The organism is Streptomyces sp. NPDC004134 (assembly GCF_042874195.1).
Lineage (GTDB): Bacteria > Actinomycetota > Actinomycetes > Streptomycetales > Streptomycetaceae > Streptomyces.
The window spans coordinates 232805-257596 of the sequence record NZ_JBIAMS010000004.1; the positions used below are offsets into that span (position 1 = coordinate 232805).

The 24792-nt window shown below is 72.4% G+C and carries 21 protein-coding genes and 1 pseudogene; 6 read left to right on the plus strand and 16 right to left on the minus strand.

The window, feature by feature from the left end; genetic code table 11:
* Nucleotides 1-26 precede the first annotated feature (26 nt).
* On the minus strand, nucleotides 27-1547 hold the full coding sequence (locus tag ACFYVJ_RS08215) for an MFS transporter (protein WP_388887718.1): 1521 nt from the start codon (nucleotides 1545-1547) through the stop codon (nucleotides 27-29).
* A 134-nt stretch (nucleotides 1548-1681) separates the two neighbouring features.
* Entirely contained in the window at nucleotides 1682-2344 is a 663-nt protein-coding gene (locus tag ACFYVJ_RS08220; protein WP_388887720.1) for a TetR/AcrR family transcriptional regulator, read from the minus strand.
* A gap of 207 nt (nucleotides 2345-2551) precedes the next feature.
* On the opposite strand from ACFYVJ_RS08220, the gene ACFYVJ_RS08225 reads away from it, so the two are divergent.
* Nucleotides 2552-2980 carry an OsmC family protein gene (locus ACFYVJ_RS08225; RefSeq protein ID WP_101424071.1) on the plus strand — a complete coding sequence of 143 codons (429 nt, stop codon included), beginning with the start codon at nucleotides 2552-2554 and terminating at the stop codon, nucleotides 2978-2980.
* Nucleotides 2981-3091: 111 nt separating this feature from the next.
* Here the strand turns inward: ACFYVJ_RS08225 and ACFYVJ_RS08230 are convergent, their stop codons facing one another.
* The 14 genes and pseudogenes from ACFYVJ_RS08230 to ACFYVJ_RS08295 form a co-directional block, all read right to left on the minus strand.
* Entirely contained in the window at nucleotides 3092-4372 is a 1281-nt protein-coding gene (locus ACFYVJ_RS08230; RefSeq protein WP_388887906.1) for a lytic transglycosylase domain-containing protein, read from the minus strand.
* A 104-nt stretch (nucleotides 4373-4476) separates the two neighbouring features.
* Entirely contained in the window at nucleotides 4477-5217 is a 741-nt protein-coding gene (locus ACFYVJ_RS08235) for a hypothetical protein (RefSeq protein WP_388887722.1), read from the minus strand.
* A gap of 115 nt (nucleotides 5218-5332) precedes the next feature.
* A pseudogene (locus ACFYVJ_RS08240) lies at nucleotides 5333-5860 on the minus strand (hypothetical protein); the annotation flags it as partial.
* Nucleotides 5861-5871: 11 nt separating this feature from the next.
* A complete protein-coding gene (locus ACFYVJ_RS08245; protein ID WP_388887724.1) occupies nucleotides 5872-6576 on the minus strand; it encodes a hypothetical protein in 705 nt (234 codons plus the stop codon).
* Entirely contained in the window at nucleotides 6573-7115 is a 543-nt protein-coding gene (locus ACFYVJ_RS08250) for a hypothetical protein (RefSeq protein ID WP_388887726.1), read from the minus strand. The genes ACFYVJ_RS08245 and ACFYVJ_RS08250 overlap by 4 nt, the downstream gene beginning before the upstream one ends.
* Nucleotides 7112-8377: an MCE family protein gene (locus ACFYVJ_RS08255; protein ID WP_388887728.1), complete on the minus strand. Its 1266-nt coding sequence runs from the start codon at nucleotides 8375-8377 to the stop codon at nucleotides 7112-7114. The genes ACFYVJ_RS08250 and ACFYVJ_RS08255 overlap by 4 nt, the downstream gene beginning before the upstream one ends.
* Complete coding sequence (locus tag ACFYVJ_RS08260; protein ID WP_388887731.1) at nucleotides 8374-9792, minus strand: MCE family protein; 1419 nt, start codon at nucleotides 9790-9792, stop codon at nucleotides 8374-8376. Before ACFYVJ_RS08260 ends, ACFYVJ_RS08255 begins: the two co-directional genes overlap by 4 nt.
* Nucleotides 9789-10961, minus strand: coding sequence for an MCE family protein (locus ACFYVJ_RS08265; RefSeq protein ID WP_388887733.1), 1173 nt, complete (start codon nucleotides 10959-10961; stop codon nucleotides 9789-9791). The genes ACFYVJ_RS08260 and ACFYVJ_RS08265 overlap by 4 nt, the downstream gene beginning before the upstream one ends.
* Nucleotides 10961-11986, minus strand: a complete 1026-nt coding sequence (locus ACFYVJ_RS08270; protein ID WP_388887735.1) for an MCE family protein — start codon at nucleotides 11984-11986, stop codon at nucleotides 10961-10963. Before ACFYVJ_RS08270 ends, ACFYVJ_RS08265 begins: the two co-directional genes overlap by 1 nt.
* Nucleotides 11983-13014, minus strand: a complete 1032-nt coding sequence (locus ACFYVJ_RS08275) for an MCE family protein (RefSeq protein ID WP_388887737.1) — start codon at nucleotides 13012-13014, stop codon at nucleotides 11983-11985. Before ACFYVJ_RS08275 ends, ACFYVJ_RS08270 begins: the two co-directional genes overlap by 4 nt.
* Nucleotides 13011-14318, minus strand: a complete 1308-nt coding sequence (locus tag ACFYVJ_RS08280) for an MCE family protein (RefSeq protein WP_388887739.1) — start codon at nucleotides 14316-14318, stop codon at nucleotides 13011-13013. The genes ACFYVJ_RS08275 and ACFYVJ_RS08280 overlap by 4 nt, the downstream gene beginning before the upstream one ends.
* A complete protein-coding gene (locus tag ACFYVJ_RS08285) occupies nucleotides 14315-15196 on the minus strand; it encodes an MlaE family ABC transporter permease (RefSeq protein WP_388887741.1) in 882 nt (293 codons plus the stop codon). Before ACFYVJ_RS08285 ends, ACFYVJ_RS08280 begins: the two co-directional genes overlap by 4 nt.
* A 3-nt stretch (nucleotides 15197-15199) precedes the next feature.
* Nucleotides 15200-16078, minus strand: coding sequence for an MlaE family ABC transporter permease (locus ACFYVJ_RS08290; protein WP_388887743.1), 879 nt, complete (start codon nucleotides 16076-16078; stop codon nucleotides 15200-15202).
* Nucleotides 16075-17094 (minus strand): ABC transporter ATP-binding protein, encoded by a 1020-nt coding sequence (locus tag ACFYVJ_RS08295; RefSeq protein ID WP_388887745.1) that lies wholly within the window; start codon nucleotides 17092-17094, stop codon nucleotides 16075-16077. The genes ACFYVJ_RS08290 and ACFYVJ_RS08295 overlap by 4 nt, the downstream gene beginning before the upstream one ends.
* 1025 nt (nucleotides 17095-18119) lie before the next feature.
* Here ACFYVJ_RS08295 and ACFYVJ_RS08300 point away from each other — a divergent pair.
* From ACFYVJ_RS08300 to ACFYVJ_RS08320, 5 genes are all read left to right on the plus strand, one after another.
* The gene (locus tag ACFYVJ_RS08300; protein ID WP_388887747.1) at nucleotides 18120-18737 is read left to right on the plus strand and encodes a hypothetical protein; all 618 of its coding nucleotides are present in this window, start codon (nucleotides 18120-18122) and stop codon (nucleotides 18735-18737) included.
* A 119-nt stretch (nucleotides 18738-18856) separates the two neighbouring features.
* A complete protein-coding gene (locus tag ACFYVJ_RS08305) occupies nucleotides 18857-20419 on the plus strand; it encodes a DUF6801 domain-containing protein (protein ID WP_388887749.1) in 1563 nt (520 codons plus the stop codon).
* Between the two features lie 146 nt (nucleotides 20420-20565).
* Nucleotides 20566-21522: a hypothetical protein gene (locus ACFYVJ_RS08310; protein ID WP_388887751.1), complete on the plus strand. Its 957-nt coding sequence runs from the start codon at nucleotides 20566-20568 to the stop codon at nucleotides 21520-21522.
* Nucleotides 21523-21932: 410 nt separating this feature from the next.
* The gene (locus ACFYVJ_RS08315; protein ID WP_388887908.1) at nucleotides 21933-23144 is read left to right on the plus strand and encodes a helix-turn-helix domain-containing protein; all 1212 of its coding nucleotides are present in this window, start codon (nucleotides 21933-21935) and stop codon (nucleotides 23142-23144) included.
* Nucleotides 23145-23496: 352 nt separating this feature from the next.
* Nucleotides 23497-24783, plus strand: coding sequence for a helix-turn-helix domain-containing protein (locus ACFYVJ_RS08320; RefSeq protein WP_388887753.1), 1287 nt, complete (start codon nucleotides 23497-23499; stop codon nucleotides 24781-24783).
* Nucleotides 24784-24792: the final 9 nt, after the last annotated feature.

Below are 24792 nucleotides of genomic sequence, written 5' to 3' on the forward strand. Positions count from 1 at the left end.
TCCTTTGAGTCAGTGCACGGGCGCGGTCAGTGGACCATCACCGGCGCCTGCACCTCGTCCTGCGCACCGGCGTCCTTGCCGTCGCCCGAGACCTCGTGCCCCGCCTGCGCCCGGGCGTTGACCAGGGCGTACGCGATGGCGGCCGAGACCACCAGGATGCCGACGGCCCACCAGATCGCCGTCGAGTAGCCGTGCACGGCCGCGGAGTTCTCGAAGCCCTGCCGGCCCAGGCTGCGGGCCTCCGAGGCGTTCGAGGAGATCCAACTGGTCGTCGCACTGGCGGCGATCGTGTTCAGCAGCGCGGTGCCGATGGCGCCGCCGACCTGCTGCGAGGTGTTGACCATCGCCGAGGCGATGCCCGAGTCACGCGGCTCGACCCCGAAGGTGGCCAGGGACATGGCCGGCATGAACGCCGTGCCGAGGCCCAGGCCCAGCAGCACGAGGCCGGGCAGGACGACCGCGGCGTACGAGCTGCCCGGCTCTATCTGGGCCAGCAGCAGCATGCCGAGGGCGCCGACGAGGAAGCCGGGCACCAGCAGCAGCCGCGGCCGCACGCGGGTCATCAGCCGGGCGCCGATCTGCGTCGAGCCGATGATCATGCCCACGATCATCGGAAGGAACGCCAGGCCGGTCTTGACCGGGGTGTACCCCTTCACGATCTGCAGGTAGTAGGTGAGGAACAGGAAGACGCCGAACATCGCGATGACCGCGAGACCGAGCGACAGGTAGACACCGCCGCGGTTGCGGTCCAGCAGGACGCGCAGCGGCAGCAGCGGGTTCTTGACCTTCGCCTCCACCGCCACGAACGCGGCCAGCAGCACCACGGACGCGACGAACATGACCAGCGTGAGGGTGTCGGTCCAGCCGTCCGACTCGGCCCGGGTGAAGCCGTACACCAGCGCCACCAGACCGGTGGTCGCCAGCAGCACGCCCGGTATGTCGAGCGTGGAGCGGTTCCGGCTGCCCTTGGGGTCGTGGATGACGGCCATCGCGCCGAGGATGGCGACGGCGGCGAACGGGATGTTCACGAAGAACGTCCAGCGCCAGTCCAGGTACTCGGTCAGCACACCGCCGAGGATCAGCCCGACGCCGCCACCGGCGCCGGCGATGGCGCCGTAGATGCCGAACGCCTTGGCCCGTTCCTTGCCGTCGGTGAAGAGGACGGCGAGCAGGGACAGGGCGGCGGGCGCGAGCAGGGCGCCGAAGACGCCCTGCAGGGCGCGGGCGCCGAACATCATGACCTCGCCGGTCGCCGCGCCGCCGAGCGCGGAGGCGGCGGCGAAGCCGGCGAGGCCGGTGATGAAGGTGCGCTTGCGGCCCCAGAGGTCGGCGATGCGGCCGCCGAAGAGCAGCAGGCCGCCGAAGGCGAGCGCGTAGGCCGTGATGACCCACTGGCGGTTGCCGTCGGAGATGCCGAGGTCCTCCTGGGCGGAGGGCAGCGCGATGTTCACGATGGTCGCGTCGAGGACGACCATCAACTGAGCCACAGCGATGAACGCGAGGGCTTTCCAGCGCCTCGGATCAGGCTGCAGAGCCGTTTCTGGCATGGGGGTACCCACCATTCGAGTTCAGGGTTGATCGTGGTACGAATCAGAACGAACCGGTGCTCATCACCGCACAGGGCTCGGAAACAGAGAGTCTCGATGATCAGAACAGACTCACCGTTCGCGGATCACCTCATTTACGTGCCCTTCTGCCGCAAAGCCTCGAACGTGGCGGCGCTGCCGGACAGCGTTGACCTGGCCGGATTCATCAGCCCGTCGAGGAACAGCTCCAGATGACGGTGCATGTACGTGTCGAACCCCACACCGCACTCCAGACCGGGCAGCGGGCGCGTGAGCTGGGCGAGCGCGACCATCAGGTCCCCGACGCCCACGTCCGAGCGGAGCGTGCCCTCGGCGCGGGCCCGCGCCATCAGGTTCTCCAGCGCGGTGTCGAGCCGCTCGCGCATGCCGATCACGTCGGGCGCCGCGTGGTCGAAGCCGTCGGCGAGCAGCGGGCACAGCGACCCGATCCGCTCGTCGGCGCCCCGGTGCACGAAGCCCCGCAGCGCGTCGAACGCGTCGCCGTCCTCGGCGAGCGCGGCCTCCGCCAGGCCGGCGATGCGGCGCATGGATTCCAGGGTCACCTGGAGGATGAGCTCGCGGCGGTCGGCGAAGTGCCGGTAGACCGTCGCGTTGCCGACGCCGGCGCGGCGGGCGATCTCGTCGAGCGGGACGTCGGGGCCCCACTCCACGAACGCCTCCCGGGCGGCCTCGATGATCCGTTCACGGTTGCGGGAGGCATCGGCCCGCATGCGCGGCTGCCGCTGCTCGGGGAGCGTGGCGCTCTTGCCCGTGCCCATGGTTGCCTCCCTGGTGGCTTCCGGGGAATCACTCCCCGCTTTCTTCGGACACCTGCTAAACGGGGAAGCACTCCCCGCTATTTCCCGGCTTCACTGTGATCTGCGCCACGCCAACGTCCGGCCCCGGCCCGGACGCCCTCGGGCGCCCCGGCACCGATAACTTGGGGCACGTACCGTCTTTCGCTCCAGACTCGGAGGCTGACCGCCATGGCAACCACCCGCACCGCGAAGACCCACTGGGAGGGCAACCTGCTCGAGGGCAAGGGGACCGTCGCCCTCGAGTCCTCCAAGATCGGCACGTACGACGTGAGCTGGCCGGCACGCTCCGCCGAGCCCGGCGGCAAGACCAGCCCCGAGGAGCTGATCGCGGCGGCCCACTCGGCGTGCTACTCCATGGCCTTCTCGCACGGCCTGGCCGGCAAGGGCCACACCGTGGAGTCCCTGGACACCAGCGCCGACGTGACGTTCCAGCCCGGCGAGGGCATCACCGGCATCGTGCTGACCGTGCGCGCGACCGTGCCGGGGCTGTCCGAGGAGGAGTTCCAGGCCGCCGCCGAGGACGCGAAGAAGAACTGCCCGGTGAGCAAGGCGCTGGCGGGCGTCGAGAACATCACGCTCAACGCCACGCTGGTCTGAGCGGACGCCGTACGCACCCTGCGGGCCGGCTGCGCGGGCAGCGGGGCCGCGGTCGATCGCCCGGTCGGCGCCTCGGCGCGGACCGGGCGATCGTGTGCTGCCGGCGGCCCGTCAGGTCGTGCCCGACGGGTCCGGCGAGGTGGAGTCGTCCGGGCAGGGGGACTCCTCGCCCGGATCGCCGGGGCTCGGCGAGGGCGACTCGCCGGGATCGGCGGAGCAACTGTCGCTGGGGTCAGGGTCGCCGGGGTCGCCCGTGCCGCCGCCGGGGTCGCCGCCCGGGTCGCCGCTGCCGCCCGGATCGCCTGAGCCGCCGGTCTCGCCCGGGTCGGTGGGGCTGGGGCCCGGGTCGCCGCCGCCGGGGTCGCCGCCGGGGTCGCCCGTGCCGCCCGGGTCGCCGGAGCCGCCGGAGTCGCCCGTACCGCCTGATCCGCCCGTACCGCCCGAGCCTCCGGATGCGGAGCCGCCAGAACCGCCGGAACCGCCGTCCGAAGGACTCGGCCGCGGCCCGACCACGATCCCGCCGCCGGGACCGTCCGGCTCTCCCGGCGTCTTCCTGCTCCCCTTCTCCGGTACGGAACGGGGGTTGCCCGCGCCGGAACTGGCCGGCAGCACCCCCGTGCCGTCCGGCACCGCGTGCACGCCCGAGCGGTAGAAGCCCAGCCAGGCCAGCACGGTGGCGAGGTAGTCCCGCGAGTAGTTGTAGCTGAGGATCGCCCGGTCCAGGTCGGCCGCCGCCGTCAGGTCCCGGTTGCCCGCGCACAGGTAGTGGCCCGCCGCCAGCGTCGCGTCGTAGACGTTGTTCGGGTCCAAGCGCCCGTCGCCGTTGCCGTCCGCGGCCCATCCCGCCCACGTCGACGGGATGAACTGCATCGGCCCCACGGCCCGGTCGTAGCCGGTGTCGCCGTCGTAGCGGCCGCCGTCGGTGTCCGAGATGTTCGCGAAGCCGTTGCCGTCGAGGACCGGCCCGAGGATCGGGGTGAGGGTGGTGCCGTCCGCGTCGACGGCGCCGCCGCGGGCGTGCCCGGACTCCACCTTGCCGATGGCGGCCAGCAGTTCCCACGGCAGCCCGCAGCCGGGGTCGCCGGCCGCGAGCCGCCGCTCCGCCTTCCGGTACGCGTCGAGCACGGTCGCCGGCACGCCGGACTGCTGCTCGATCACCGCGGGCGGCGTCGGCTGCGTGCCGACGATCGGGTCCATGCCCTGCAACGGCGGGATCTCGGTGTGGTACTGGCCGTCGCCCGGCGTCCCCGGCGGCAGCACGGGCGCCGTGTCGAGCCGGTCCTCCGCCCCGCCGCCGCCCGCCCGTTCCGGCTCGTCGCCCGGGGCCTGCGAGGCGGTCAGCGCGACCATCGCCGCCGCCGCGAGCGCCGCCGTCGCCACGCTGTGGCGCATCCTGCTGAGTGAAGCCATGGACCTGCCTCCCGGCGAAGTCGGGGTTGCGGTTGCCGTGGTCGTCGTGCGCGGCGGCGGCCGTGCCCGCCGTCGTGCCCGGGCCGTCAGCCGAAGGTGTCGATGTTCGAGATCCGCCACCTGCCGTCGTCCTTCACCGCGTCCACCGCGACCATCGCGGCGCCGTACGACGTCTCGTCCGTGTCCGTACGGGTGTTGCGCTGGTCGGCGAAGACCAGCACGCGCGCCGCGCCGCCGTCGGCCAGCTCCACCGCCGAGTCGGTCACGGTGGTGGTGAGGACGAGCTTCTGCGACGGGGCCTGCTCCCGGACGTCCGCGAGCATCTGCCGGTGCTGGCCGACGGCCTTGCCGGTGAGGTACGTGCGGGCCGCCTTCCGGTTCTCGTCGAGGTCGGTGTAGTCGACGGAGAACACCGCCTCCACCGCCTCGCCGACGCCGCCCTTGACCTCGCTCGTCAGCGGCGCGTCCACGAGCGCCGCGTTGTCGGCCGCGGGGTCGCCGCCCCCGCCCGCCTGCACCGCGGCGAAGGCCGCGAAGCAGCCGAGCAGCACGGCCGCGGCGCCCAGCGCCGCGGCAAGCCGCCGGCCCCGCGGGGACGTTGCGGCGCCGGTACGGTCCCCGGCGGTACGGTCCCGGGCGCCCGGCCGCGGTCTGCGGGCCGGCGCCGGTGTCTGCTTCCCCGCGGGCTCCGCCGGCCGGGCCGCGGGCCTGGTCCTGGGCCTGGCCCGGACGGCCGCCGCGGGCTGCCGCCGGGCCGGCTTCTGCGCCTCCTCGGCGGGAGGTGCGGTGCGCCGGCGCCGGTTGATCAGGTGGCGGGTGGTCGACATCTGTGCGGTCCTCTCCGGAAGTTCACTGCCCGGCTTCGCCGGCCCGGCCCGAGTCCGAGCCCGATCCCTGGTCGGTGCCCTGCCCCGCGCCCTGGCCGGAGCCCTCGCCCGCGTCCCCGCCCGCGGAGTCGCCGGCGGGCGCCTGCCCGAGGGCGCTGAGCTTCCAGCCGTCGCCGGTGCGGGTGACCTCGCCGAGCATCCGGCTCTCCTTGGCCTGCGGCTTCTCCCCGGGTGCGGCGACCGTGATCCGGACCGCGACCAGCACGTCCGCCCGGCCGGCCCGGTCGTCCAGCTCGGTGAGCGCCGCCGACAGCACCTCGGCCGTGGTCACCGTCTCCGCCCTCGCCACCTCCTTCTCGAACCCCTCGCGCCCCTGCTGCAGTTGGGCGAGGAGTTCGCCGGTGGCGGACGCCTCCCAGCGGTCGAGGCCCTCGCCCAGCTCGCGGTGGTCGAGGGTGTTGAGGTTCGTCACGGCCTGCCGGGCGGCGGCCAGCGCGTCGTCCCGGGAGGCGGCGAAGTCCGCCGCGTCGTCGTGCGCGGCCGCGTACCAGGAGGTGCCGGCCCACGCCGCGAGCACCGCCGCCAGCGCCGCGGCCACCAGGGCCAGCGTCAGCAGGGGGTTCTTCCTCAGGCTCACGTCGATCCGCCCTTTCGCTAGCGGGACTTCAGGTCGGTGATGCGCCACTGCCCGTCCTGCCGCTCCGCGGTCACGGAGAGCTGCGCGCCGGCGCTCGTCGGGTCCTTGCCCTTGCGTTCGGTGATCTGGTCGAGGAGGACCAGCAGCGTGGCGTCGTCGCCGTCGAGCCGGATCACCCCGGCGCGTACGACGTGGGTGGTCAGCGTCAGCTCCTGGGCGACGACCCGCTGCCGGATCTGGCCGAAGAGCTGCCGGTACTGCTCGCGGGCGGGCCCGGCGAGGAGTTCGTCGGCGTCCCGCGCGGTGACGCCGGGGTCTTGCGGCGCGTACGAGAACACCTTGCTGAGGGCGTTGCTGACGTCGCCGGCGACGGCGGCGGTGCCGGAGGAGTCGGTGAGCGCCCGGTTGGCCAGCGCGTCGTCGCCGCCCAGGCGAGCGGCCTGGACGAGGAGTCCGGTGCCGGCGAGCAGGAGCGCGACCAGCACCGCGACGCCCGCGGCCCGCCGGCGGCGCCGGGCGGCGGCGGATCCCGTACGGGCCCCGCCGCCGGACTCACCGGACCCGGCGGCTCCGGCTTCAGCGGCTTCCGCTTCCGCGACTTCAGGGGCTTCAGCGGCTTCAGCGGCTTCCGCTGCGGCTGCTTCTGCGGACTCCGCCGGCTCCCGCTCCCGCGCCTCGACGGCCACGCCCGCCTTGCCGTCCCCGTCGCCGTCCCGGCTCATGAACCGCTCCCCTCCACCGTGATCGCGGTGAGCGACGCGATCTTCCAGCCGTCCCCCGTCCGCTCCAGGCCCGCCTCGAACCGCTTGCGGTCCGTACGCTCCCCGTCCGCCCCGCCGCTCGTCTCCACCCGCACCGTGGCCAGGGCCTTCGCCGTGCCCGCGCGCGTGTCCAGCTCGGTGACGGCGGCTTCCGTGACCGTCGCGCGGGCCGTGACGCCCGCGCGGTCGAAGGCGTCGGCGCTCGCGGCCCGCGACCGGCGCAGGTCCTCGTGCAGCGGTCCCGTGGTGGCGTCCTGCCAGCGCGCCAGGCCCGCCTCGGGGTCGGCGGCGTCGATGCTGTTGAGCGTCCCGATGTGCTCCTGGCCCGCGGCCAGCACGCGGTCGCGCTCGCGGCCGAAGTCCAGTTCTTCGCTGGTCGCGGCGGCGGCGTAGCGCCAGGCGGAGAAGCCGGCGAAGGCGAGGACCAGCGCGACGGCGAGTGCGGCGGCGAGCGTCTGCCGCCGCGGGGCGCCGCGGACGTACGGGAGTCGGGTGCTCATCGCGCCTCCTTCAGGCCGAGCAGCCCGGCCATGTCGGTGGGGCCGTCGCCGACCGCGGGCAGCCCGAGCGCGCCGGGCAGGGTGCCGGGCGCGGCGCGGGTGCCGGGCCGGTCGTCGGCGAGTCCCGAGCCGGGCTCGGCCGGCTCGGGTACCGCGCCGCCGCCCGGGGAGTGCGCGGAGCCGCGGACGTTGACGCCGCTCGACGCCGGGGCGGTGCAGCGGGCGGCGGTGTTGAAGCCCGCCGGGCTGGTCTTGAGGCCGTTGCGGTACGCCGTGGAGCCGTACCCCTGGGTGCAGGGCAGCGGGTCGAAGAAGCTGAGCGCCATGCCGAAGCGGGCGCCGTCGGAGGTGATGGCGGTGGAGCCGGCGGCGGCCACCTGCGGCAACTGGACGAGCAGTTGCTCCAGGCCGTCCTGCCGGGTGACCGCGATCTCCGAGGTGGTCAGCAGGTTCGCGAGCAGGATGCTCAGGCTCGGGTCGAGGTCGCGCAGCAGCCCGGTGACCTGGCTCGCGGCGCCGGGGCCCGCCTCGACGACGCGGCGCAGGTCGCCGTCGGAGCGCTTGAGCTGCTCGGTCAGCTCCTCGGCGCCCTTCGCGAACTCCTGCAGCGCCTCGCCGGAGTCGTTCTGCGTGCGCAGCACGGTCTCGCCGTCGATCATGAGCCGGGTACTGTGCGGCAGCGCCGCGTCGGCGGCCCGGATGAACTCGCTGCCGGTGTCGAGGAGCCGCTGGAGGTTGTCGCCCTGCCCGGCGAGGGCGTCGCCGAGTTCGTCCACGACGGTGCGCAGCTCGCCGGTGTCGACGGAGGTGGCGAAGGAGTCGACGCTGGTGAGGAGGTTGGTGACGGGCGCGGGCGTCGCGGTGTGCTGGCGGCCGACGACGGCGCCGTCCGCGAGGTACGGGCCGGAGTCGGCGGCGGGCTTGAGGTCGATGTACTGCTCGCCCACCGCGGAGTAGTTGGCGACGTCGGCCGACAGGTCGCTGGGGATCGGCGGGGCCGAGTCGCGGATCTGCAGCTCGGCCTCGACGCCCGTGCCGGTCAGCTCGATCGACCCGACGCGCCCGACCGACACCCCGCGGTAGGTCACCTCCGCGTGCGGGAACAGGCCGCCGGTCTCGGCGAGTTCGACGCGCACCGTGTAGTAGTCGCGCATGCCGACGTAGCGGCCGAGGTCGGCGTAGCGCACGCCGACGTAGCCGATGACGAGCACCGCGACGAGGGCGAACACGATGTTCTTGACGATGACGGACCTGGTGATCACCGGCCCTCACCCCCGGGCGGCTCGCTGCCGGACGCCGGCGGCGACTCCGGCTCCGTAGCGGACGGGCTGCCCGGCGGCGGCCCCGACGGCGTGCCGGCGCCGTCGGACGGGCCGCCGCCGGGAGAGGCGGACCCCGTGTCCCCTGACCCCGTGTCGTCCGGCGCCGGATCGTCCGGATCCGGGGACCCGGACGGGTCGGCGCCCGGCGGCGCCGGTCCCACGGACGGGAGCGGCAGCGGCAGCGCGAGGGCGGTGCCGGGCGGGGCGGAGCGCGGGTCGACGGTGGTGCTCGGCCCGGTGGCGCCGGGCACGGACTCCCCGGTCAGCGGCGGGATCAGCTCCGTGCCGCGGGGGGAGGTGACGCCGAGGTAGATGTTGAGGTAGTCGCCCTTGACGCCGCGCAGCACCTCGTCGGTGAAGGGGTACGTGAGCAGCACCTCCAGCGAGGCGGGCAGCGTCCGCCCGGCGTCGGCGAGGTTCTTCAGCACCTTCCCCAGGGCCCTGAGGTCGGCGATCATGTCCTCTTTGCTCGCGTCGACGGTCTCCACCGCGACGTCGGAGAGCCGGTCCAGCGAGCGCAGCATGGTGACCAGTGCGCCGCGCTGCTCCTCCAGCACCTTCATGCCGGGGCTGAGGTCGTCGAGGATGACGCCGATCTCCGTCTTGCGGGTGGCGAGGGTGGCGGACAGCCGGTTGACGCTGTCGAGCGCGTCGGTGATGCCGTCCTTGTTGTCGTCGAGGCTCTTCATCAGGGTGTCGACGCGCTTGAGCATGGAGCGGACCTGCGGCTCGTTGCCCTGGAGCGCGTTGTTCAGCTCCCGGCTGATGGTGCGCAGTTGCTCGATGCCGCCGCCGTTGAGGAGCATCGACAGGGCGCCGAAGACCTCCTCGACCTCCGGGTTGCGGTTGGTGCGCGCCAGCGGGATGTCGGTCTTGGTGTCGTCGGGGAGGATCGCGATGGTGGCGTCCCCGGTGGCGGTGCCGAGGTCGCCCGCCTGCTGCGCGTCGACCTGCTTCTTCCCGGGCGGGGCGATCAACTGGACGTATTTCTCGCCCAGCAGGCTCGACTGCTCGATCCGGGCGTACGCGCCGGCCGGCAGCCGCACGTCGCCGTTGACCTTCATCGTGACCACGGCGGTCCAGCGGTCGTCGGCGACCTCGATGTCGGTGACCCGGCCGACGGCCACGTCGTTGACCCGTACCGAGGACTGCGGCACCAGGCTCAGCACGTCCTCGAACTCGGCGGTGACCTCGTACGGGTGGCCGCCGAGGTCGGCGCCGCCGGGCAGCGGCAGGTCCTGGATGCCGGTGAACTCGACGTCCGCGGACTCGTAGACCTTCATCACCACCAGCGGCGAGGCGATGACGAGCGCCGCGGCCACGACTCCGGCGACCGCCTTGACGTGCCAGTTCATCGCCCGCCTCCTTCTTCCGGCGTGCCGTAGACGTCGCCGACCGCGGGCAGCGGCAGCCCGGGCAGTTCGTCCTGCCGGTCCGCGGGCGCCGGTACGAGACCCGCGCGGCCGGCGGCGGCGCCGCCGTCCTTCGCCAGGCCGGCGTCGGGCGGGCCGCCCATGCTCAGCTCGTTGAGGTTGCCGCGGCCGTCGATGGTGCGCTTGCCGGGGTTGTACGCGCGCAGCAGGTTGTCGGTGGCCAGCGGCGCGCTGTCCATCGCCTCGGCGAGCGAGGCGCGGTTGTCCACGAGGATGCGGGTCAGGTCGGCGAGCTTGTCGACGTTGGCCTTGAGCCGGCCGCGGTTGTCCTTGATGAACCCCTGCACCCTGCCGAGTGCCTTGCCCAGCTCCTCCAGCGCGGCGGCCAGTTCGTCCTTGTCCTCGGCGAGGAAGGTGCCGACATCGGCGAGCTGCCGCTCGGCGTCGCGCACGTGCTGGTCGTTCTCCTTCAGCATGGTGGTGAAGGACTGGAGGTTCTCGATCGTGCCGAAGAGGTCGCCGCTGCGGCCGGAGAGCGTCTGGGTGGCGTCGCCGAACCGGTCGATGCTGTCGCCGATCTCCTTGCCGTTGCCCTCCAGGTTGCGGGCGCCGGTTTCGAGCAGCTTGCTCAGCTCCCCGGTGGCGTTGGCGCCGTCGGGGCCGAGGGCGTCGCTGAGGTCGGTGAGGGAGGCGTACAGCTCGTCGATCTCCACCGGGGTCGCGGTGCGCTCGACGGGGATCTCGTCGCCGTCGGCGAGTTCGGGCCCGCCGGAGTAGGGCGGGCTGAGCTGCACGTAGCGGCCGGAGACGACGCTCGGCGCGATGACCGCGGCCTGCACGTCGGCGGGCGCCTGGACGCCGTGGTCCAGGGTCAGCTCGACGCGCACCCGGTCGCCCTCGGGTTCGACGGAGTCGACGGTGCCGACCTTGACGCCCAGGATCCGCAGGTCCGAGCCGCCGTAGAGGCCGACTCCGGAGTCGAAGTAGGCGGTGACCGCCTTGCCGTCGGGGCCCGTCAGCGCCCGTACGCCCCAGGTGCCCGCGGCAAGCAGCAGCACCGCGGTCACCAGCAGCGCGACCGGTCTGCGGTCCCGCAGCCGGCCGGCGGCCGCGCGCAGCCGCCGCACCGCTGCCGTTGCACGGCGTGCCATCATCGGCCCCCCTTCGGCTTCGGCGGCAGGCACCCGCGGTCCGGTACGACGTCCGGCGCGTACTCCTGCGGCACGAGCCCGCAGAGGTAGCTGTCGAACCAGCGGCCGCTGCCGAGGGTGTTGCCGACGAGCCGGTAGTACGGACCGGCCGTGGCCAGCGCCTTGTCGAGGTTCTTCTCGTTGGCCTGGAGCACGCCGGTGACCCGGTCGAGGGCGTCGAGCATCGGGCCGATCTGCTCCTCGTTGTCCTCGACCAGCCCGTCCAGCTCCTTCGCCAGGTCGCGGGTGCCGGTGAAGAGGGCGTGGATCGCGTCGCGCCTGCTGCGTACCTCGGCGAGCAGGTCGTTGCCGTCCTTCAGCAGCGTCTCGAACGTGTCGTTCTGGTCCTTCAGCGTCTTGGTGATCTCGTCGCTGCCGGACAGCAGCCGGGCCAGTTCCGCGTCCCGGGAGGAGATCGTCTGCGACAGGTCCGCCAGCCCGTTCGCCGCCTTGCGCACGTTCGGCGGGGTGTCCTCGAAGGTCTCCGAGATCACCTCGAAGCTCTCCGCGAGGGCCGTGGTGTCCAGCTCGCCGACGGTCGACGACAGGTCCTGGAACGCCTGCGTCACGTCGTACGGGGACGTGGTGCGCTCGACCGGGATCGGCCGGCCGGCGTCCTGCCGGACGCTGCCCAGCGGATCGACGGCCAGGTACTTCTCGCCGAGCAGCGTCTCGATGGCGATCGCGGCGGTGGACCGGTCGCCGATCCAGGCGTCGCGCACGGTGAAGTCGACGGCGACCCTGGGCCCGTCGAGCCCGACCTCGTCGACCTCGCCCACCTTGACGCCCGCCACCCGCACCTCGTCGCCGGAGCGCAGCCCGGCGGCCTCGGAGAAGTGGGCCGTGTAGGAGGTGCCGCCGCCGACGCCGGGCAGCGCGTCGGCGCGGTACGCCGCGAGCCCGCCCAGGGCCAGGACCAGCAGCCCCACCAGCGCCACGGCGATGGGGTTGCGTTCGCGTACGGGCTTCAGCCTCGGCACTCTCATCGCTCACACCTCGGCGGCTGGACCGAGATCCCGGTCGGCGGCTCGCTGCCGTCGGACATGCTCACGCCCGTCACCCGCGCCTCGCAGAGATAGAGGTTGAACCAGGAGCCGTACGAGGCCAGCCGCCCCAGCGTGGCCATCTTCACCGGCGTCTGTTCGAGGAACTCCTCCACCAGCGGCACGTAGTCGCCCAGCAGCTCGGCGACCCGGCCGGCCTGGTGGATGTCCTCCTTCAGCGGGGCGCGGCCGTCGCGTACGAGATCGGCGGTGGTGGCCGTCAGGTCGCCCATGGCGTCGACGGCGCGGAAGAGCGGCTTGCGGTCGTCGGAGAAGCCGGACACCAGGTCCTGGAGGGTCACGAGCAGGTCGTTGAACTCCTTCTCGCGGGTGTTGACGGTCTCCACCACCTCGGTGAGGTTGTCGATCACCTCGCCGATCACCTGGTCCTTCGCGGCCAGCGTGCTGGTCAGCGAGCCGACCGTCTCCACGAGGCTGTCGACCGTCCCGCCCTGGCCCTGGAGCACCTGGACGATCTCGTTCGCGAGCTTGTTGGTGTCCCGCGGCGACAGCCCCTGGAACAGCGGCTGGAAGCCGTTGAACAGCTCGGTGAGGTCGAGCGCGGGCCGGGTGCGCTCCAGCGGGATGGTGCCGCCGGGCGCGAGCGACCGTCCCACCGGGCCCTCGCCCTGCTCCAGGTCGATGTAGCGCTGGCCGACCATGTTGAGGTACTTCACCGAGGCGTTGACGGAGGCGGGCAGCTCACGCCCTTCGCGTACGGTGAACTCCACCCGCGCGTAGCGCCGTCCGCTCAGCTCGATGGATTCGACCTCGCCGACCTTCACGCCCGCCACCCGCACGCTGTCGCCCTCGACCAGGCCGGTCACGTCGGTGAACCGGGCGCTGTAGCCGTCGGTGGGGCCGACGCCGGTGTTGGCGATGGAGAAGGCGAGCGCGGTGGTGGCGAGCGCGGTGACCACGACGAAGACGAGGGACTTGATCAGGGGCCCCGCGAGGCTTCTTCTGTTCACTTCAGCCGCACCTCCGTGCCCCGGAAGACGGGTCCGGCGAGCACGCTCGACCAGTCGGGCAGGTCGGCGGGCGGGCTCTCCATGCCGGCCGCGAGGAGTTCGTTGACGAGCTGGTTCTCCGCCGGGGAGTTGGGCAGCCCGAGGGCCGTTTCGTCGGTGGCGAGGCCGGTGGCCAGGGTCTTCGCGGACTGCGGCCGGCCGGCGTCCCGTGCACCGGCGGTGCCGCTCCCGGCGGGCGCACCGGTGTACGGGACGCCGTAGCACCGCGGGCCGCCGCCGGCGTCGAAGCGCGGGGCGTCCCGGCCGGGCACGTACTTGCCGCGGGCGGGCAGCACCTCGACGTCGACGTGCAGTCCCGGCTTGCCGGTGCCCTTGCCGAGCGCCTTGTCCATCACGGGCACGAAGTCGGCGAGGGTACGCAGCGTGCAGGGGAACGACGGCGCGTACTCGGCGATCTTCTCCACCGTGGGCCGGCTGTCGGCGGACAACCGGATGATGTTCTCCCGGTTCTGCTCCAGGAAGGTGTCCAGGTCCTGCGACGTGGTCGTCAGCGTGCCGTACAGCCCGCCGAGGTCCTGCGCCTTCTCGGCGATGGTGCCGCTCGTCGTCGTCGCGTCCTGCAGCGCCTTGATGAGGTCGGGGACGGTGTCCGCGTACAGGTGGCCGAGCTCGACCAGTTCGCGGATGTCGCGGTTGAGCGTGGGCAGGTGCGGGTTGAGCTTCCGCAGGTGCTCGTCCAGCTCGACGAGGGTGTCGCCGAGCTTCTTGCCGCGGCCGTCGAGCGCGTCGGCCATGGCGGTGAGGGTGGCGGAGAGCTTCGCCGGCTTCACGGCGGTGAGCAGCGGCATCACGTTGTCGAGCACCTGCTCCAGCTCGATGGCGTTCTCGCTGCGGTCCTGCGGGATGACGCTGCCGGCCGCCAGCGTCTCGCCGGCCGTGCCGCCGTCCGGGGGCGGGACGAGGGAGACGAACCGCTCGCCGAAGAGCGTGGTGGGCAGCATCTGCGCGGAGACGTCGGCGGGGATCCGGTCCAGTTGCCCGGGGTTGAGCGCGAGGGTCAGCCGGGCGGTCCGCCCGCCGTTCGCCGCGGAGATCTCCCGCACCTCGCCGACGACGACGCCGCGCATCTTCACCTCGGCGTACGGGTGCATCTCGTTGCCGACGCTGCCGGTCTCGACCGTGACGGTCGCGGTGTCGGTGAACTCCTTGTTGTAGACGGCCACCGACAGCCACACCAGCAGCGCCATCACCAGCAGGAACACCAGCCCCGCGATCCTGCGTCCCGTCGTCTCGAGACCGCTCATCCGGACACCTTCACCGTGGTCGTGGTGCCCCAGATCGCCAGGCTGAGGAAGAAGTCGGTGACCGCGATGAGCACGATCGCGGAACGCACCGAGCGCCCCACGGCGACGCCGACCCCGGCGGGTCCTCCGGTGGCGCGGAAGCCGTAGTAGCAGTGCGCGAGGATCACCATCACGCTGAAGATCAGCACTTTCATGAACGACAGCAGCACGTCGGCCGGGGAGAGGAAGAGGTTGAAGTAGTGGTCGTACGTGCCGGCGGCCTGCCCGTTGTAGAGGACCGTCACGGCGCGCGAGGCGAGGTACGAGCTGAGCAGCCCGATCCCGTAGAGCGGGATGATCGCCACCACCCCGGCGACGATGCGCGTGGTGACGAGGTACGGCATGGAGCGCACCCCCATGCCCTCCAGCGCGTCGACCTCCTCGTTGATCCGCATCGCGCCGAGCTGGGCGGTGAAGCCGGCGCCGACGGTGGCGGACAGCGCGAGGCCGGCGACGAGCGGGGCGATCTCGCGGGTGTTGAAGTACGCGGAGACGAAGCCGGTGAAGGCGGCGGTGCCGATCTGGTTGAGGGCCGCGTAGCCCTGGAGGCCGACGACCGTGCCGGTGAACAGGGTCATCGCGAACATCACGCCGATCGTGCCGCCGATGACGCCGAGGCCGCCGCTGCCGAAGGCGACCTCGGCGAGCAGCCGCTGCACCTCCTTGAGGTAGCGGCGGGCGGCCCGCGGGGTCCACAGCAGGGCGCGCACGTAGAAGACGAGCTGGTCGCCCGCCTGGTCGAGCCAGGAGAGCGGGCGGTCGAGGAGCCGTCCCGGGCGCAGCCGCCGCGGGCCCTGCTCGTACTCCCCCGCCGTGCCGTCCTTCTGGGTCAGGGCCATCGCTCAGCCTCCCTTCGGGGGGACGACCTGCAGGTAGATCGACGTCAGGATGGTGTTGACGAAGAACAGCAGCAGGAAGGTGATGACGACGGACTGGTTGACCGCGTCGCCCACGCCCTTCGGGCCGCCGCGGGGGTTGAGGCCGCGGTAGGCGGCGACGATGCCGGCGATGAACCCGAAGATCAGCGCCTTGATCTCGCTGATGTAGAGGTCGGGAAGCTGCGCGAGGGCGGAGAAGCTGGAGAGGTACGCGCCGGGGGTGCCGCCCTGGAGGATGACGTTGAAGAAGTAGCCGCCGAGCGTGCCGACGACCGAGACCAGCCCGTTGAGCAGCACCGCGACGCCCATCGTGGCCAGCACCCTGGGCACCACGAGCCGCTGGACCGGCGAGACGCCCATGACCTCCATCGCGTCCAGTTCCTCGCGGATCTTCCGGGAGCCGAGGTCCGCGCAGATCGCCGAGCCGCCGGCGCCGGAGATCAGCAGCGCCACGATGAGCGGCGACGCCTGCTGGATGACCGCGAGCACGCTGGCGCCGCCGGTGAAGGACTGCGCGCCGAACTGCTGGGTGAGCGAGCCGACCTGGAGGGCGATCACCGCGCCGAACGGGATCGACACCAGGGCCGCGGGCAGGATCGTCACGCTGGCGATGAACCAGAACTGCTCGACGAACTCCCGTAACTGGAACGGCCGCTTGAACGACAGCCGGGCGACGGACAGCGCCAGCGCGAAGAGCTTCCCGGTCTCGCGCAGCGCGCCCGCACCGGGTACGGACCAGGCGGGACGCGGCGGCGCCGGCGGCCCGGCCTCCCCCGGCTCCTCGCCGGGGTCGGGGTCCTGCGGCTCCGGCGAGTGCGGCACCGGCGGCAGCGTCGTGGTCATGGCCGCTCCTCCGGGAGCGCGGGCATGGTCAGCGTCTTCGCGTGCGCGACCGAGCCGCCGATGCCGGCGAGGATGGCCTGGCGGGCGGCGGTCGGCAGTTGCGTGAGCATGCCGAGCACCCGCTCGCGGTGCCGGTCCACCGCCTGCCGCGGGGGCATCCCGGGCGACGGCTCCAACTGCGGCACGATCGCGCGCGGGCCCGTACCGGAGGCGGCGTCGGGGTCGAAGCCCTCGGCGGCGAGCGTGGCCGCGTCCTTCTCCTCCGACATGCCGATGGGGCCGAGCCTGCTGCCGCTGAGGAACTGCGAGACCACCGGCTCCTCGCTGGTCAGCAGCACCTCGCGGGGACCGAAGGTGACGAGGTTGCGGCGGAAGAGCATGCCGATGTTGTCGGGGACGGTGGAGGCGATGTCGATGTTGTGCGTGACGATCAGCATCGTCGCGTCGATCTGCGCGTTGACGTCGATGAGCAGTTGCGAGATGAACGCCGTGCGCACCGGGTCGAGACCGGAGTCCGGCTCGTCGCACAGCACGATCTCGGGGTCCAGGACGAGCGCGCGGGCGAGCCCCGCCCGCTTGCGCATGCCGCCGGATATCTCGCCCGGCAGCTTGCCCTCGGCGCCGCCGAGGCCGACGAGGTCCATCCGCTCCATGACGATGCGGCGGATCTCGGACTCCTTCTTGCGGGTGTGCTCGCGCAGCGGGAAGGCGACGTTGTCGAAGAGGCTCATCGAGCCGAAGAGGGCGCCGTCCTGGAACATCAGCCCGAACTTCTTGCGGGCCTCGAAGACTTCGCGCTCGCGGCTGTTCACCATGTCGACGCCGTCGACGAGCACCTGCCCCTCCTCGGGCTTGAGCAGGCCGATGAGCGACTTCAGGAACACGGTCTTGCCGGTGCCGGACGGGCCCAGCATCACGCTGACCTCGCCGGCCGGCAGCGTCAGCGTGACGTCGCGCCAGATGTTCTGGCGGCCGAAGGACTTCGTCAGGCCGTCCACGACGACTTCGATTCCCATCACAGCCCCCTGGCGGGTGCGCAGTGCCGGCCGTGTACACCGCGGCCGGTCCCGTCAACTCCGGTGCGGGCACAGCACAGCACGGCCGCGGCCCGGGTGCCCCCGCCGCAAACGGCGACTGGCATCCGGTGACAATCCCGGGCGACGCGTTTGTCTCCGAGTGAGCAAAGAGGAGCGGGCCGGACCCGGCTTCTGCGCGACGCGTGTTCTGCCGTGCACATGCGTGCATCACTCCATGAGCAGTCCTGCAGCAGCCGGTGCGGCCTCTGCGCCTACGGGATCCACGCTGGCGGCGGACCCGACTTCTTCGGTGCGGCCTTCGTGGGGGACGGGCTGCACGAGCACCTGCGGGGGGAGACGCTACGCACGGGTAACCGGGGAATCAATAGCCGTGGCAGGGAAAGTCACCGGCCCCTTACCAGCGGGTATTTTCTTGTCGTCCGCTGAGCAATCGGACCCGCCGGATTGTCACCGGCTGACAATCTCACGGCGGGCCGGAACGGCCGCGGGCGTACCGCCGTTCCTCATCCCGTGACAACGGAATCAGCCAGGCCAAAAAGAAGGATCCGACGCGCACCACGCGCGGGAGCGGGCGCGCGCCGCGGACCGGCACCGCCCTGACCAGCACGGTCCGGCGGCCGACGGACGGCAGGCGGCTCCGGCCGCCCGTACGCTCAACCGCCCGTCCGGCGGCGGGACTTCCGGAATTGTCAGCGACTGCGCGCCGCGCAAGGGCCCGATTGTCACGGCGTGACAATGATTCGACAGAAACGACGCGGCCGCGGGACTTCTTGGATAGTTTCCCGGCGAAGGTGTTGTGCCCTCTTGCGGATGTGGCTACGGTACCCGTCAGTAGCTGAGATGTTGGCATATTCAGGCGGGCCGGTCTGCGTAATTGAAGCCGGCAAACGCTCGGAGCCCACGAGCACAGTGTAGGTATTCATTGTGCCCCCCAACCACGGTGCGCTGATTCTCGGCTCGGCACTGCCATCTGTCCTGCAAACTCGACGAATGCGAGGACGAGAATGAGCAAGATCCGCAAGTTCGCCGTAGGAGCGGCCGTTGCGGTCAGCTCCATCGCCATGGCGGCCGGTCCCGCCGCCGCCGACCCCTCCACCGTGTGGACGGTCGGCCCCGGCAGCCCGCAGGCATTCAACGCCGTTTCGAGTTCCACGAAGCTCGAACTCAACGGCATCCTGCTCACCTGTACGAACTCCACGGCCTCGGGCACCCTGTCCAACAAGACGGGCAACCCCGCAGCGGTCGGCAATATCACCGCCGTCGCCTTCAACAACTGCACGACCCCCTTCGGCCCCCTCACCGTCGACCCGGTAGAGCCCTGGTCGCTGAACGCCGCCGACTACAGCGCCGGAGTGACGCAGGGGAACGTCGGCAACGTCACCGCCAAGCTCGCCGTCCTGGCGTGCACCTTCGACGTCGTGGGCAAGGCGTCCGGGAACTACAGCAACGCCACCGGGAAGCTGACGGTCGACAGCGTGGTGGGCGACCTCACGGTCCAGAACTCCGTGAACTGCGGTGCGATCGCCAAGAACGGCGACAAGCCGAGCTTCGACTCGGTGTACGACGTCACGATCCCGGGCGGCGGCAAGCCGACCATCGTCGGGTCCAACCCGCCCGCGTGACGACCCGCTAGTGCACCACGCCTGACGTGAAGCTGCCCGGCCTCTCGCGACGGCCGGGCAGCCCGGGCATGTCTCAGCAGCCGGCGTCCCGCCCAGGTCCGGAAGGGATCGAGCAAGTCGTGACCGAGAGCGACGCGGCGAAGAGCCGCAGACCGCGCATCACCCCGCGCGCCGGCGCGGTGGTCGCCGCCCTGCTCCTGGCCGGGGCGATCCCGGCCGAGAGCGCCGCGGCGGGAACCCAGCCGGTCGACACGGAGATCCCTTACACCTGCCGATTCCCTTCCGGCGCGCAGGACGTCGCGGTACGGATCGCCGCCGAACTCCCCGACCGGGTGGACACCGGCGAGGAGATCCAGCCGCGGGAGGTGGCCGTCGGGATCCGGCTCCCGGAGTCCGCGCTGACCGACATCTCCGCGAGCAGGCCGGGAGCGCTGAGCGCACAGGTGTCGCTCGACACGGCCGTCGCCCAGGGCGAGGACACCGCGGAGGCGGAGTGGACCGCGGCGACCGAGGGCGAGGTCCCGGTTCCGGAGACGGGTGACGTCACGCTGCCCGCGCCGGGTCTGGCGCCGTCGATGACGACGCAGACGCCGGGCGACCTGACCGTCGCGGCCGGCGACCTGGCCATGGACCTCACCGCAAGCCCGGCCGCCGGGGGCGGGGAAGCGGCGGCCGAGCCGCTGTCCGTGGCCTGCTCTCCCGCGGAAGGCGCGGACTCGCTGCTCGCGAGCATCGCCGTGACCGGCCCCGACGACGGGGAGAGCCCGCCGCCCGGCAGCACGCCCGGAGAGGGGAATCCGGACGACGGCGCCCCGGACGGCCCGCGCGACGGCGGGGGCACGGTCACCCCGGGGGCCGAGGCGGACGAACCGGTCTCCCCGGAGGCGCCCGCGGACCCGCGGGAAGACGCGCCGCCCTGCCCCTCGGACGTCACCAACGTGCAGTCGCTGTCCGCGTACATCACCGGGTTCTCGAACGTCGAAAAGCTGAAGGGCGCGGCCCGGCTCCCGTTGATGTGCGGCCTTTTCCTGCAGTACGAGCCGACCATCGACATCCAGTTCCCGTGGGCCTACATTCACGGCACCGGTGACGGCGAGCTGATGTACAAGGGCCGCCCTCAGTCGCCCCCGGTGAAGGCCACCTTCCTCACCTTCGGCTTCATGCCGACGACCGCCACCATGGTGCTAGAACAGAAAGGGCCGATGCGGGTCGTCGCCGACTCGAAGACCCACATTTTCGACGTCACGCAGGGCGAGGCCACCGCCGTCATCAGGATCTCCCTGGTGATCCGCATCACCGATGTACGGGTCAACGGAACGCCCCTGGACGTCGGACCGGACTGCCGCACCGCAGGGCCGCTCTATTCCAAGGACCCGGATCCGGCGCAGGACACCAAGGACCACATGGTGCTCTCCGGGTTCACCTTCCGTAACCCGGACGGCAGTTTCGACGGATACACGCTCGGCGCGGGCGGCACCCTGCCCGGAAGCGTCACCATCCCGCGCTTCGAGGGCTGCGGTGCGGAGGAAGACCTCGACCCGCTGTTCACCGCCTCGGTGTCCGGGCCGGACAACCTGCTCAAGCAGACGCAGGGAGGGGCCTGCTCCTGGCGGACCCCCGAAGCGAACGGCGGCTGCACCGAGGAGTTCCACCCCCGCGACGTCCCCCAGGCCGAACGCTGAGTTCTCCCGGCTCTTCCGGCCTCCGGCAACCGGGGGCCGGTGCCTCACAGGTCACCATCCAACTGCCCAGGCGCCCATGCCCGGTTGTGCGGACGACCCTTTCCCATGACCGCGATCACGGAGTGGGCCCGACCGGAAAGGGAAGCATGAAAGCAGTCAGAAACGGGGTAAAGGCTTCGCTGCTGTGCGCGCTCACGGCCTTCACCGCCTTCTTCTCCATGGGAATGTCCACGGCGAACGCCGCCTCCGCCACCGAGCTGAACGGCTCCTGGGGTCCCTTCACCCGCTGCCCGGTGGACGACCCCAGGATGCTGGCCGCCGACGGCGACGACTTCGTCGCCCAGTGCGTGTCCTCGGCCTCGGCCAGCGGCTCCATCAAGCTCGGCAACTCCGAGGTGACGGCCGGGAATTCGAACCTGCAGTTCGGCCTGGTCCAGAACACCTCGGCGGGCACCTTCGAGGTCGTACCGCCCAAGGGCGGCGCGCTCGTCGCCGATCCGGCCACCGTGCCGGGCGGGCTGCTCGGGCTGATGTGCCCGAGCGACATCCCGGTGGTCGGCAAGATCTGCGACTCGATCACCAACTCCGACCTCAACCGCATCACGGCGACGATGGAGTCCGCCGGCTCCCCGTCGGACTTCGACCTGCTGGCGGGCGCGACCACGGGCAGGCCGATCGTGACCCTGCCGGTACGGATCCACCTGGAGAACCCGTTGCTGGCCGATTCGTGCTACATCGGCTCCGCCTCGAAGCCGGTCGTCCTCCACCCGGCGAACCTCACCCAGCCGTCCTTCGGCGCGACCCGCTTCGACAGCGACGGCACCCCCAACCCCGCACCGGACGCGGCGATGACCAGGGTCGAGCTGCCGGGCGCCGACCAGGGCGACTCCGCGTTCTCCGTGCCGGGCGCGACGGGCTGCGGCCTGCTCGGCCTGATCGACCTGGCCGTGAACCTGAAGACCGGACTCCCGTCGGCCTCGGGCAACAACGACCTCGTCCTGAACGACGCCTCGACGTACATGGCGGCCCTCACGGCCCCGGGCCTCGTCGTGCCCGACAACGGCAAGCTGCTGTCCCAGTACTGGCACTCCGCGGTGCGCTGAACGCACTGCCCGCATGAGGTGGCCGGCCACCCCCGAGTGGCCGGCCACCGCCGCGCGTTCCGGTGGCGGGACGGACATCGTGCGGTCCGGCTCTTTTCCCGCTCACGAATTCTCTTCCCCATGCCCGATTCCCACCCGTTCTTCCGGCGCGTATCGAAGACCTCACGGGAATCCGGCGCAGCCCCCGGGACAAGGAAAGGGACGCGCTTGTCACCACGCAAGTGTTCCCTCCTCGGCTTTTGTCGCGCAGTGCGCAATCGCGCGCGTTCCACTCCCGTACGGCCGCCCCACCCCGCATGCTTGGCGGCACACGCGCGGCCCCGCCCCGTCTCACCGCCCCGTCTCATCGCGCCACCCGCAAGCGGAGCCCCGCCGATCGGGCTCCGCCCGGGGTGGGAGGAGTCATGCAGATGCCAGACGCAGGACCCGCCGCCGGACTCGTCGAGCCGCCAGAACCGCTGCCGCCGGAGTTCGCCGCGATCATGCGACCGGAACTGCCCAGCCTCGTCGAGGAAATCGCGGTGGAGATCAGAAGGGCCATCCCCGAATACGACCGGTTGCTGGAAGGCCCGTACGGGGAGGTATTGCAGCAGGGCGTCGAGCAGAATCTCGCCGCGTTCGTCGAGCAGGTGGCAGACCCGAAATCCCCGACGGGCCGCAGGGACGAAATGTGCCGGCGGCTGGGCAGGTTCGAGGCGTACGAGGGCCGCAGCTTCCAGTACCTGCGCTCGGCCCTGCGCATCGGCGCGCGGGTGGCGCTGCGCCGCGCCAAGACGGTCGGCGCCCGCTACACCATCTCGCCCACGCTCATGGCGATGTTCGCCGACGCCGTCTTCGCCCACGTCGACGCGACCGAGGAGCTGTGCCGCGAGGGCTACCGGGAGGCGCAGTCGGGGCCCGAGGACGCCGAGGCACGGCGGCGGCGGCTGCTCCGGCTGCTGCTCTCCGGCGGCGCGCTGCCCCTGGCCCACCCCGCGGTCACCGAACTCGCCGACGGCGCCGGCTGGCCGCTGCCGGACGTGGCGACGCCCGTCGCGCTGAGTGCCGACCGCCGCCCCGACCCCAAGCCGCTCCACCCCGACGTGCTCGTCGAACTCGCCGATCCGCAGCCCCATCTGCTCGTGCCGGGGCCCCTCACCGAGGAGCGCCGCGCCATGCTCGCCGCGGCGCTCGCCGGCTGCCGGGCCGCCCTCGGCGTGACGGTGCCGCTCGCCAGGTCCGCGGACTCGCTGCGCTGGGCGCGGCAGGCGCTGGCGCACGCGGAGACCGGCATCGTCCGCGACGAGCCGGTGTTCGCCTGCGACGACCACCTGGTGACCCTGTGGCTCATGGCCGACCCGCCCCTGGCCGAGGAGCTGGCGCGGCGGCAGTTGGCGCCGCTCGCCGGCCACACGCCGGTGCGCAGGGAGCGGCTGGTCGACACGTTGCGGGTCTGGCTGACGACCCGCGGCACGGCGGCACGGATGGCGCGGCTGCTGCACGTACACCCGCAGACCGTGCGCTACCGGCTGCGCAGCCTCCACCAGTTGTTCGGCGCGCAGTTGGACGACCACGACGAGCGGTTCGCGGTGGAGGTCGCGGTACGGACGCTGCATCTGCGGCAGCGCGGCGACGGCGGCTGAGCGTCCCCGGGGCGCGCGGCCCGTACCCGGCCGTAAGCGACCCGCACGCGGCCGTACACGACCGCTGCGCGGCCCGCGCGGCGGCGGCCAACTATCACCCGCGTACAAAAGATGCGTACAAGCGCTTGCCCGGTGAGTAGTGCCGCATCCACTCTGTGTGGGCTACACGTTCCTCGCGGTACCGAACATGCCACGCAACACCGCGGTCACCGGTGCGCCGCAGGCCGGGCGCCCGCGGATCCTCATCCGAACAGTGAGCTGCCGGCACCACCGTGCGGCAGGGCACCTGACTTGCACACCCCCCACCGGGTCGGTGTCCCCCTGCCTCGCCGGCGGCGTGAGGGGTAGACCTATGCCGTCCGAAGTGCAGGCAGTCGCACTGGCCGAGCCGCCCGAGCCGCTGCCGCGGGAGCTGGCCGCGCTGATCCGGCCGGAGTTACCGAGCCTCTACCGGGAGATCGTCGCGGCGATCCGCGGTGCGGTGCCCGAGTACGGGCTCCAGATGGGCGAGGCGTACGACCGGGCCCTGCGGCTCGGCGTCCGGCAGTCGCTGAACACCTTCACCGACCGGGTCGCGACGCCCCGCAAACGCGCCGTGCACCTGGCCGAGGTGCACCGAAGACTGGGCCGGTTCGAGGCGCAGGAGGGCCGCAGCCTCGACGCCCTCCAGTCCGCGTACCGCATCGGCGGCCGGGTCGCGTGGCGGCGCGCGATGGTCGTGGGCGAGCGCAACCACCTGGCCTCGCACGTGATGAACGCCTTCGCCGACGCCCTGCTCGCCTACATCGACGAGCTGTCGGAGCTGGCCAGGGAGGGCTACCTCCAGGCGGAGGCCGACTCGGCGGAGCGGCTGAAGAGCCTGCGCAGGCGGCTGCTGCGGACGCTGGTCGCCGAGCCGCCGGTACCGCGCCACACCGTGGAGGACCTCGCCGCGCAGGCCCGCTGGCAGTTGCCGGACGAGGTGACGCCGGCCGCGCTGATGCCGGCGGAGCGGCTCACGTCGCTGACCGGGCTGCCCCAGGACGTCCTGGCGGACACCGCGGGCCCGCACCCGTACCTGCTCATCCCCGGCCCCTTCGACGACGAGCGGCGCGAGGCGCTGGACGCCGCCCTGGGCCCGGTGGGCGTGGCCGTCGGCCTCACCGTGCCGCTGCACAAGACCGCGGACTCGCTGCGCTGGGCGCGGCAGGCCCTCGGCATGGTCGAGTCGGGCGCGATCCGCGCCCCTTCCCCGGTACGGGTCGAGGACCACCTGCTCACCCTGTGGCTGCTCACGGACCCCGCCCTGGTGGAGCAGATGGCGGGCCGCCAGCTCCAGCCGCTGGCCGCCGTGACGACCGGCCGGCGCGAGCGGCTGGTGGAGACCCTGCGGGTGTGGCTGACCACCCGCGGCACCGCGGGGCGCATCGCCGAGCAACTGCACGTCCACCCGCAGACCGTGCGCTACCGGATGCGGACCCTCGGCCAGCACTTCGGCTCCCAGCTCACCGAGCCGGACCGGCGCTTCGCCCTGGAGGCGACGCTGCGCGCGCTCTGGCTGCGCGACCAGGCGGACCTGCCGTCGACGGGCCCGATCACGGGCCGTACGGGACCCGCAGGACCCACGCAGCGTACGGAACGCACCGAGCCGCCGGGCTGACGACCGGCG

Coding starts and splice junctions, on each gene's coding strand:
- ACFYVJ_RS08245 (WP_388887724.1), bottom strand. CDS start 6,576: ATGAGCCGGGACGGCGACGGGGACGGCAAGGCGGGCGTGGCCGTCGAG.
- ACFYVJ_RS08250 (WP_388887726.1), bottom strand. CDS start 7,115: ATGAGCACCCGACTCCCGTACGTCCGCGGCGCCCCGCGGCGGCAGACG.
- ACFYVJ_RS08290 (WP_388887743.1), bottom strand. CDS start 16,078: ATGACCACGACGCTGCCGCCGGTGCCGCACTCGCCGGAGCCGCAGGAC.
- ACFYVJ_RS08310 (WP_388887751.1), top strand. CDS start 20,566: ATGAAAGCAGTCAGAAACGGGGTAAAGGCTTCGCTGCTGTGCGCGCTC.
- ACFYVJ_RS08300 (WP_388887747.1), top strand. CDS start 18,120: ATGAGCAAGATCCGCAAGTTCGCCGTAGGAGCGGCCGTTGCGGTCAGC.
- ACFYVJ_RS08225 (WP_101424071.1), top strand. CDS start 2,552: ATGGCAACCACCCGCACCGCGAAGACCCACTGGGAGGGCAACCTGCTC.
- ACFYVJ_RS08295 (WP_388887745.1), bottom strand. CDS start 17,094: ATGGGAATCGAAGTCGTCGTGGACGGCCTGACGAAGTCCTTCGGCCGC.
- ACFYVJ_RS08270 (WP_388887735.1), bottom strand. CDS start 11,986: ATGAGAGTGCCGAGGCTGAAGCCCGTACGCGAACGCAACCCCATCGCC.
- ACFYVJ_RS08265 (WP_388887733.1), bottom strand. CDS start 10,961: ATGGCACGCCGTGCAACGGCAGCGGTGCGGCGGCTGCGCGCGGCCGCC.
- ACFYVJ_RS08320 (WP_388887753.1), top strand. CDS start 23,497: ATGCCGTCCGAAGTGCAGGCAGTCGCACTGGCCGAGCCGCCCGAGCCG.
- ACFYVJ_RS08285 (WP_388887741.1), bottom strand. CDS start 15,196: ATGGCCCTGACCCAGAAGGACGGCACGGCGGGGGAGTACGAGCAGGGC.
- ACFYVJ_RS08215 (WP_388887718.1), bottom strand. CDS start 1,547: ATGCCAGAAACGGCTCTGCAGCCTGATCCGAGGCGCTGGAAAGCCCTC.
- ACFYVJ_RS08260 (WP_388887731.1), bottom strand. CDS start 9,792: ATGAACTGGCACGTCAAGGCGGTCGCCGGAGTCGTGGCCGCGGCGCTC.
- ACFYVJ_RS08235 (WP_388887722.1), bottom strand. CDS start 5,217: ATGTCGACCACCCGCCACCTGATCAACCGGCGCCGGCGCACCGCACCT.
- ACFYVJ_RS08230 (WP_388887906.1), bottom strand. CDS start 4,372: ATGCGCCACAGCGTGGCGACGGCGGCGCTCGCGGCGGCGGCGATGGTC.
- ACFYVJ_RS08220 (WP_388887720.1), bottom strand. CDS start 2,344: ATGGGCACGGGCAAGAGCGCCACGCTCCCCGAGCAGCGGCAGCCGCGC.
- ACFYVJ_RS08280 (WP_388887739.1), bottom strand. CDS start 14,318: ATGAGCGGTCTCGAGACGACGGGACGCAGGATCGCGGGGCTGGTGTTC.
- ACFYVJ_RS08315 (WP_388887908.1), top strand. CDS start 21,933: ATGCCAGACGCAGGACCCGCCGCCGGACTCGTCGAGCCGCCAGAACCG.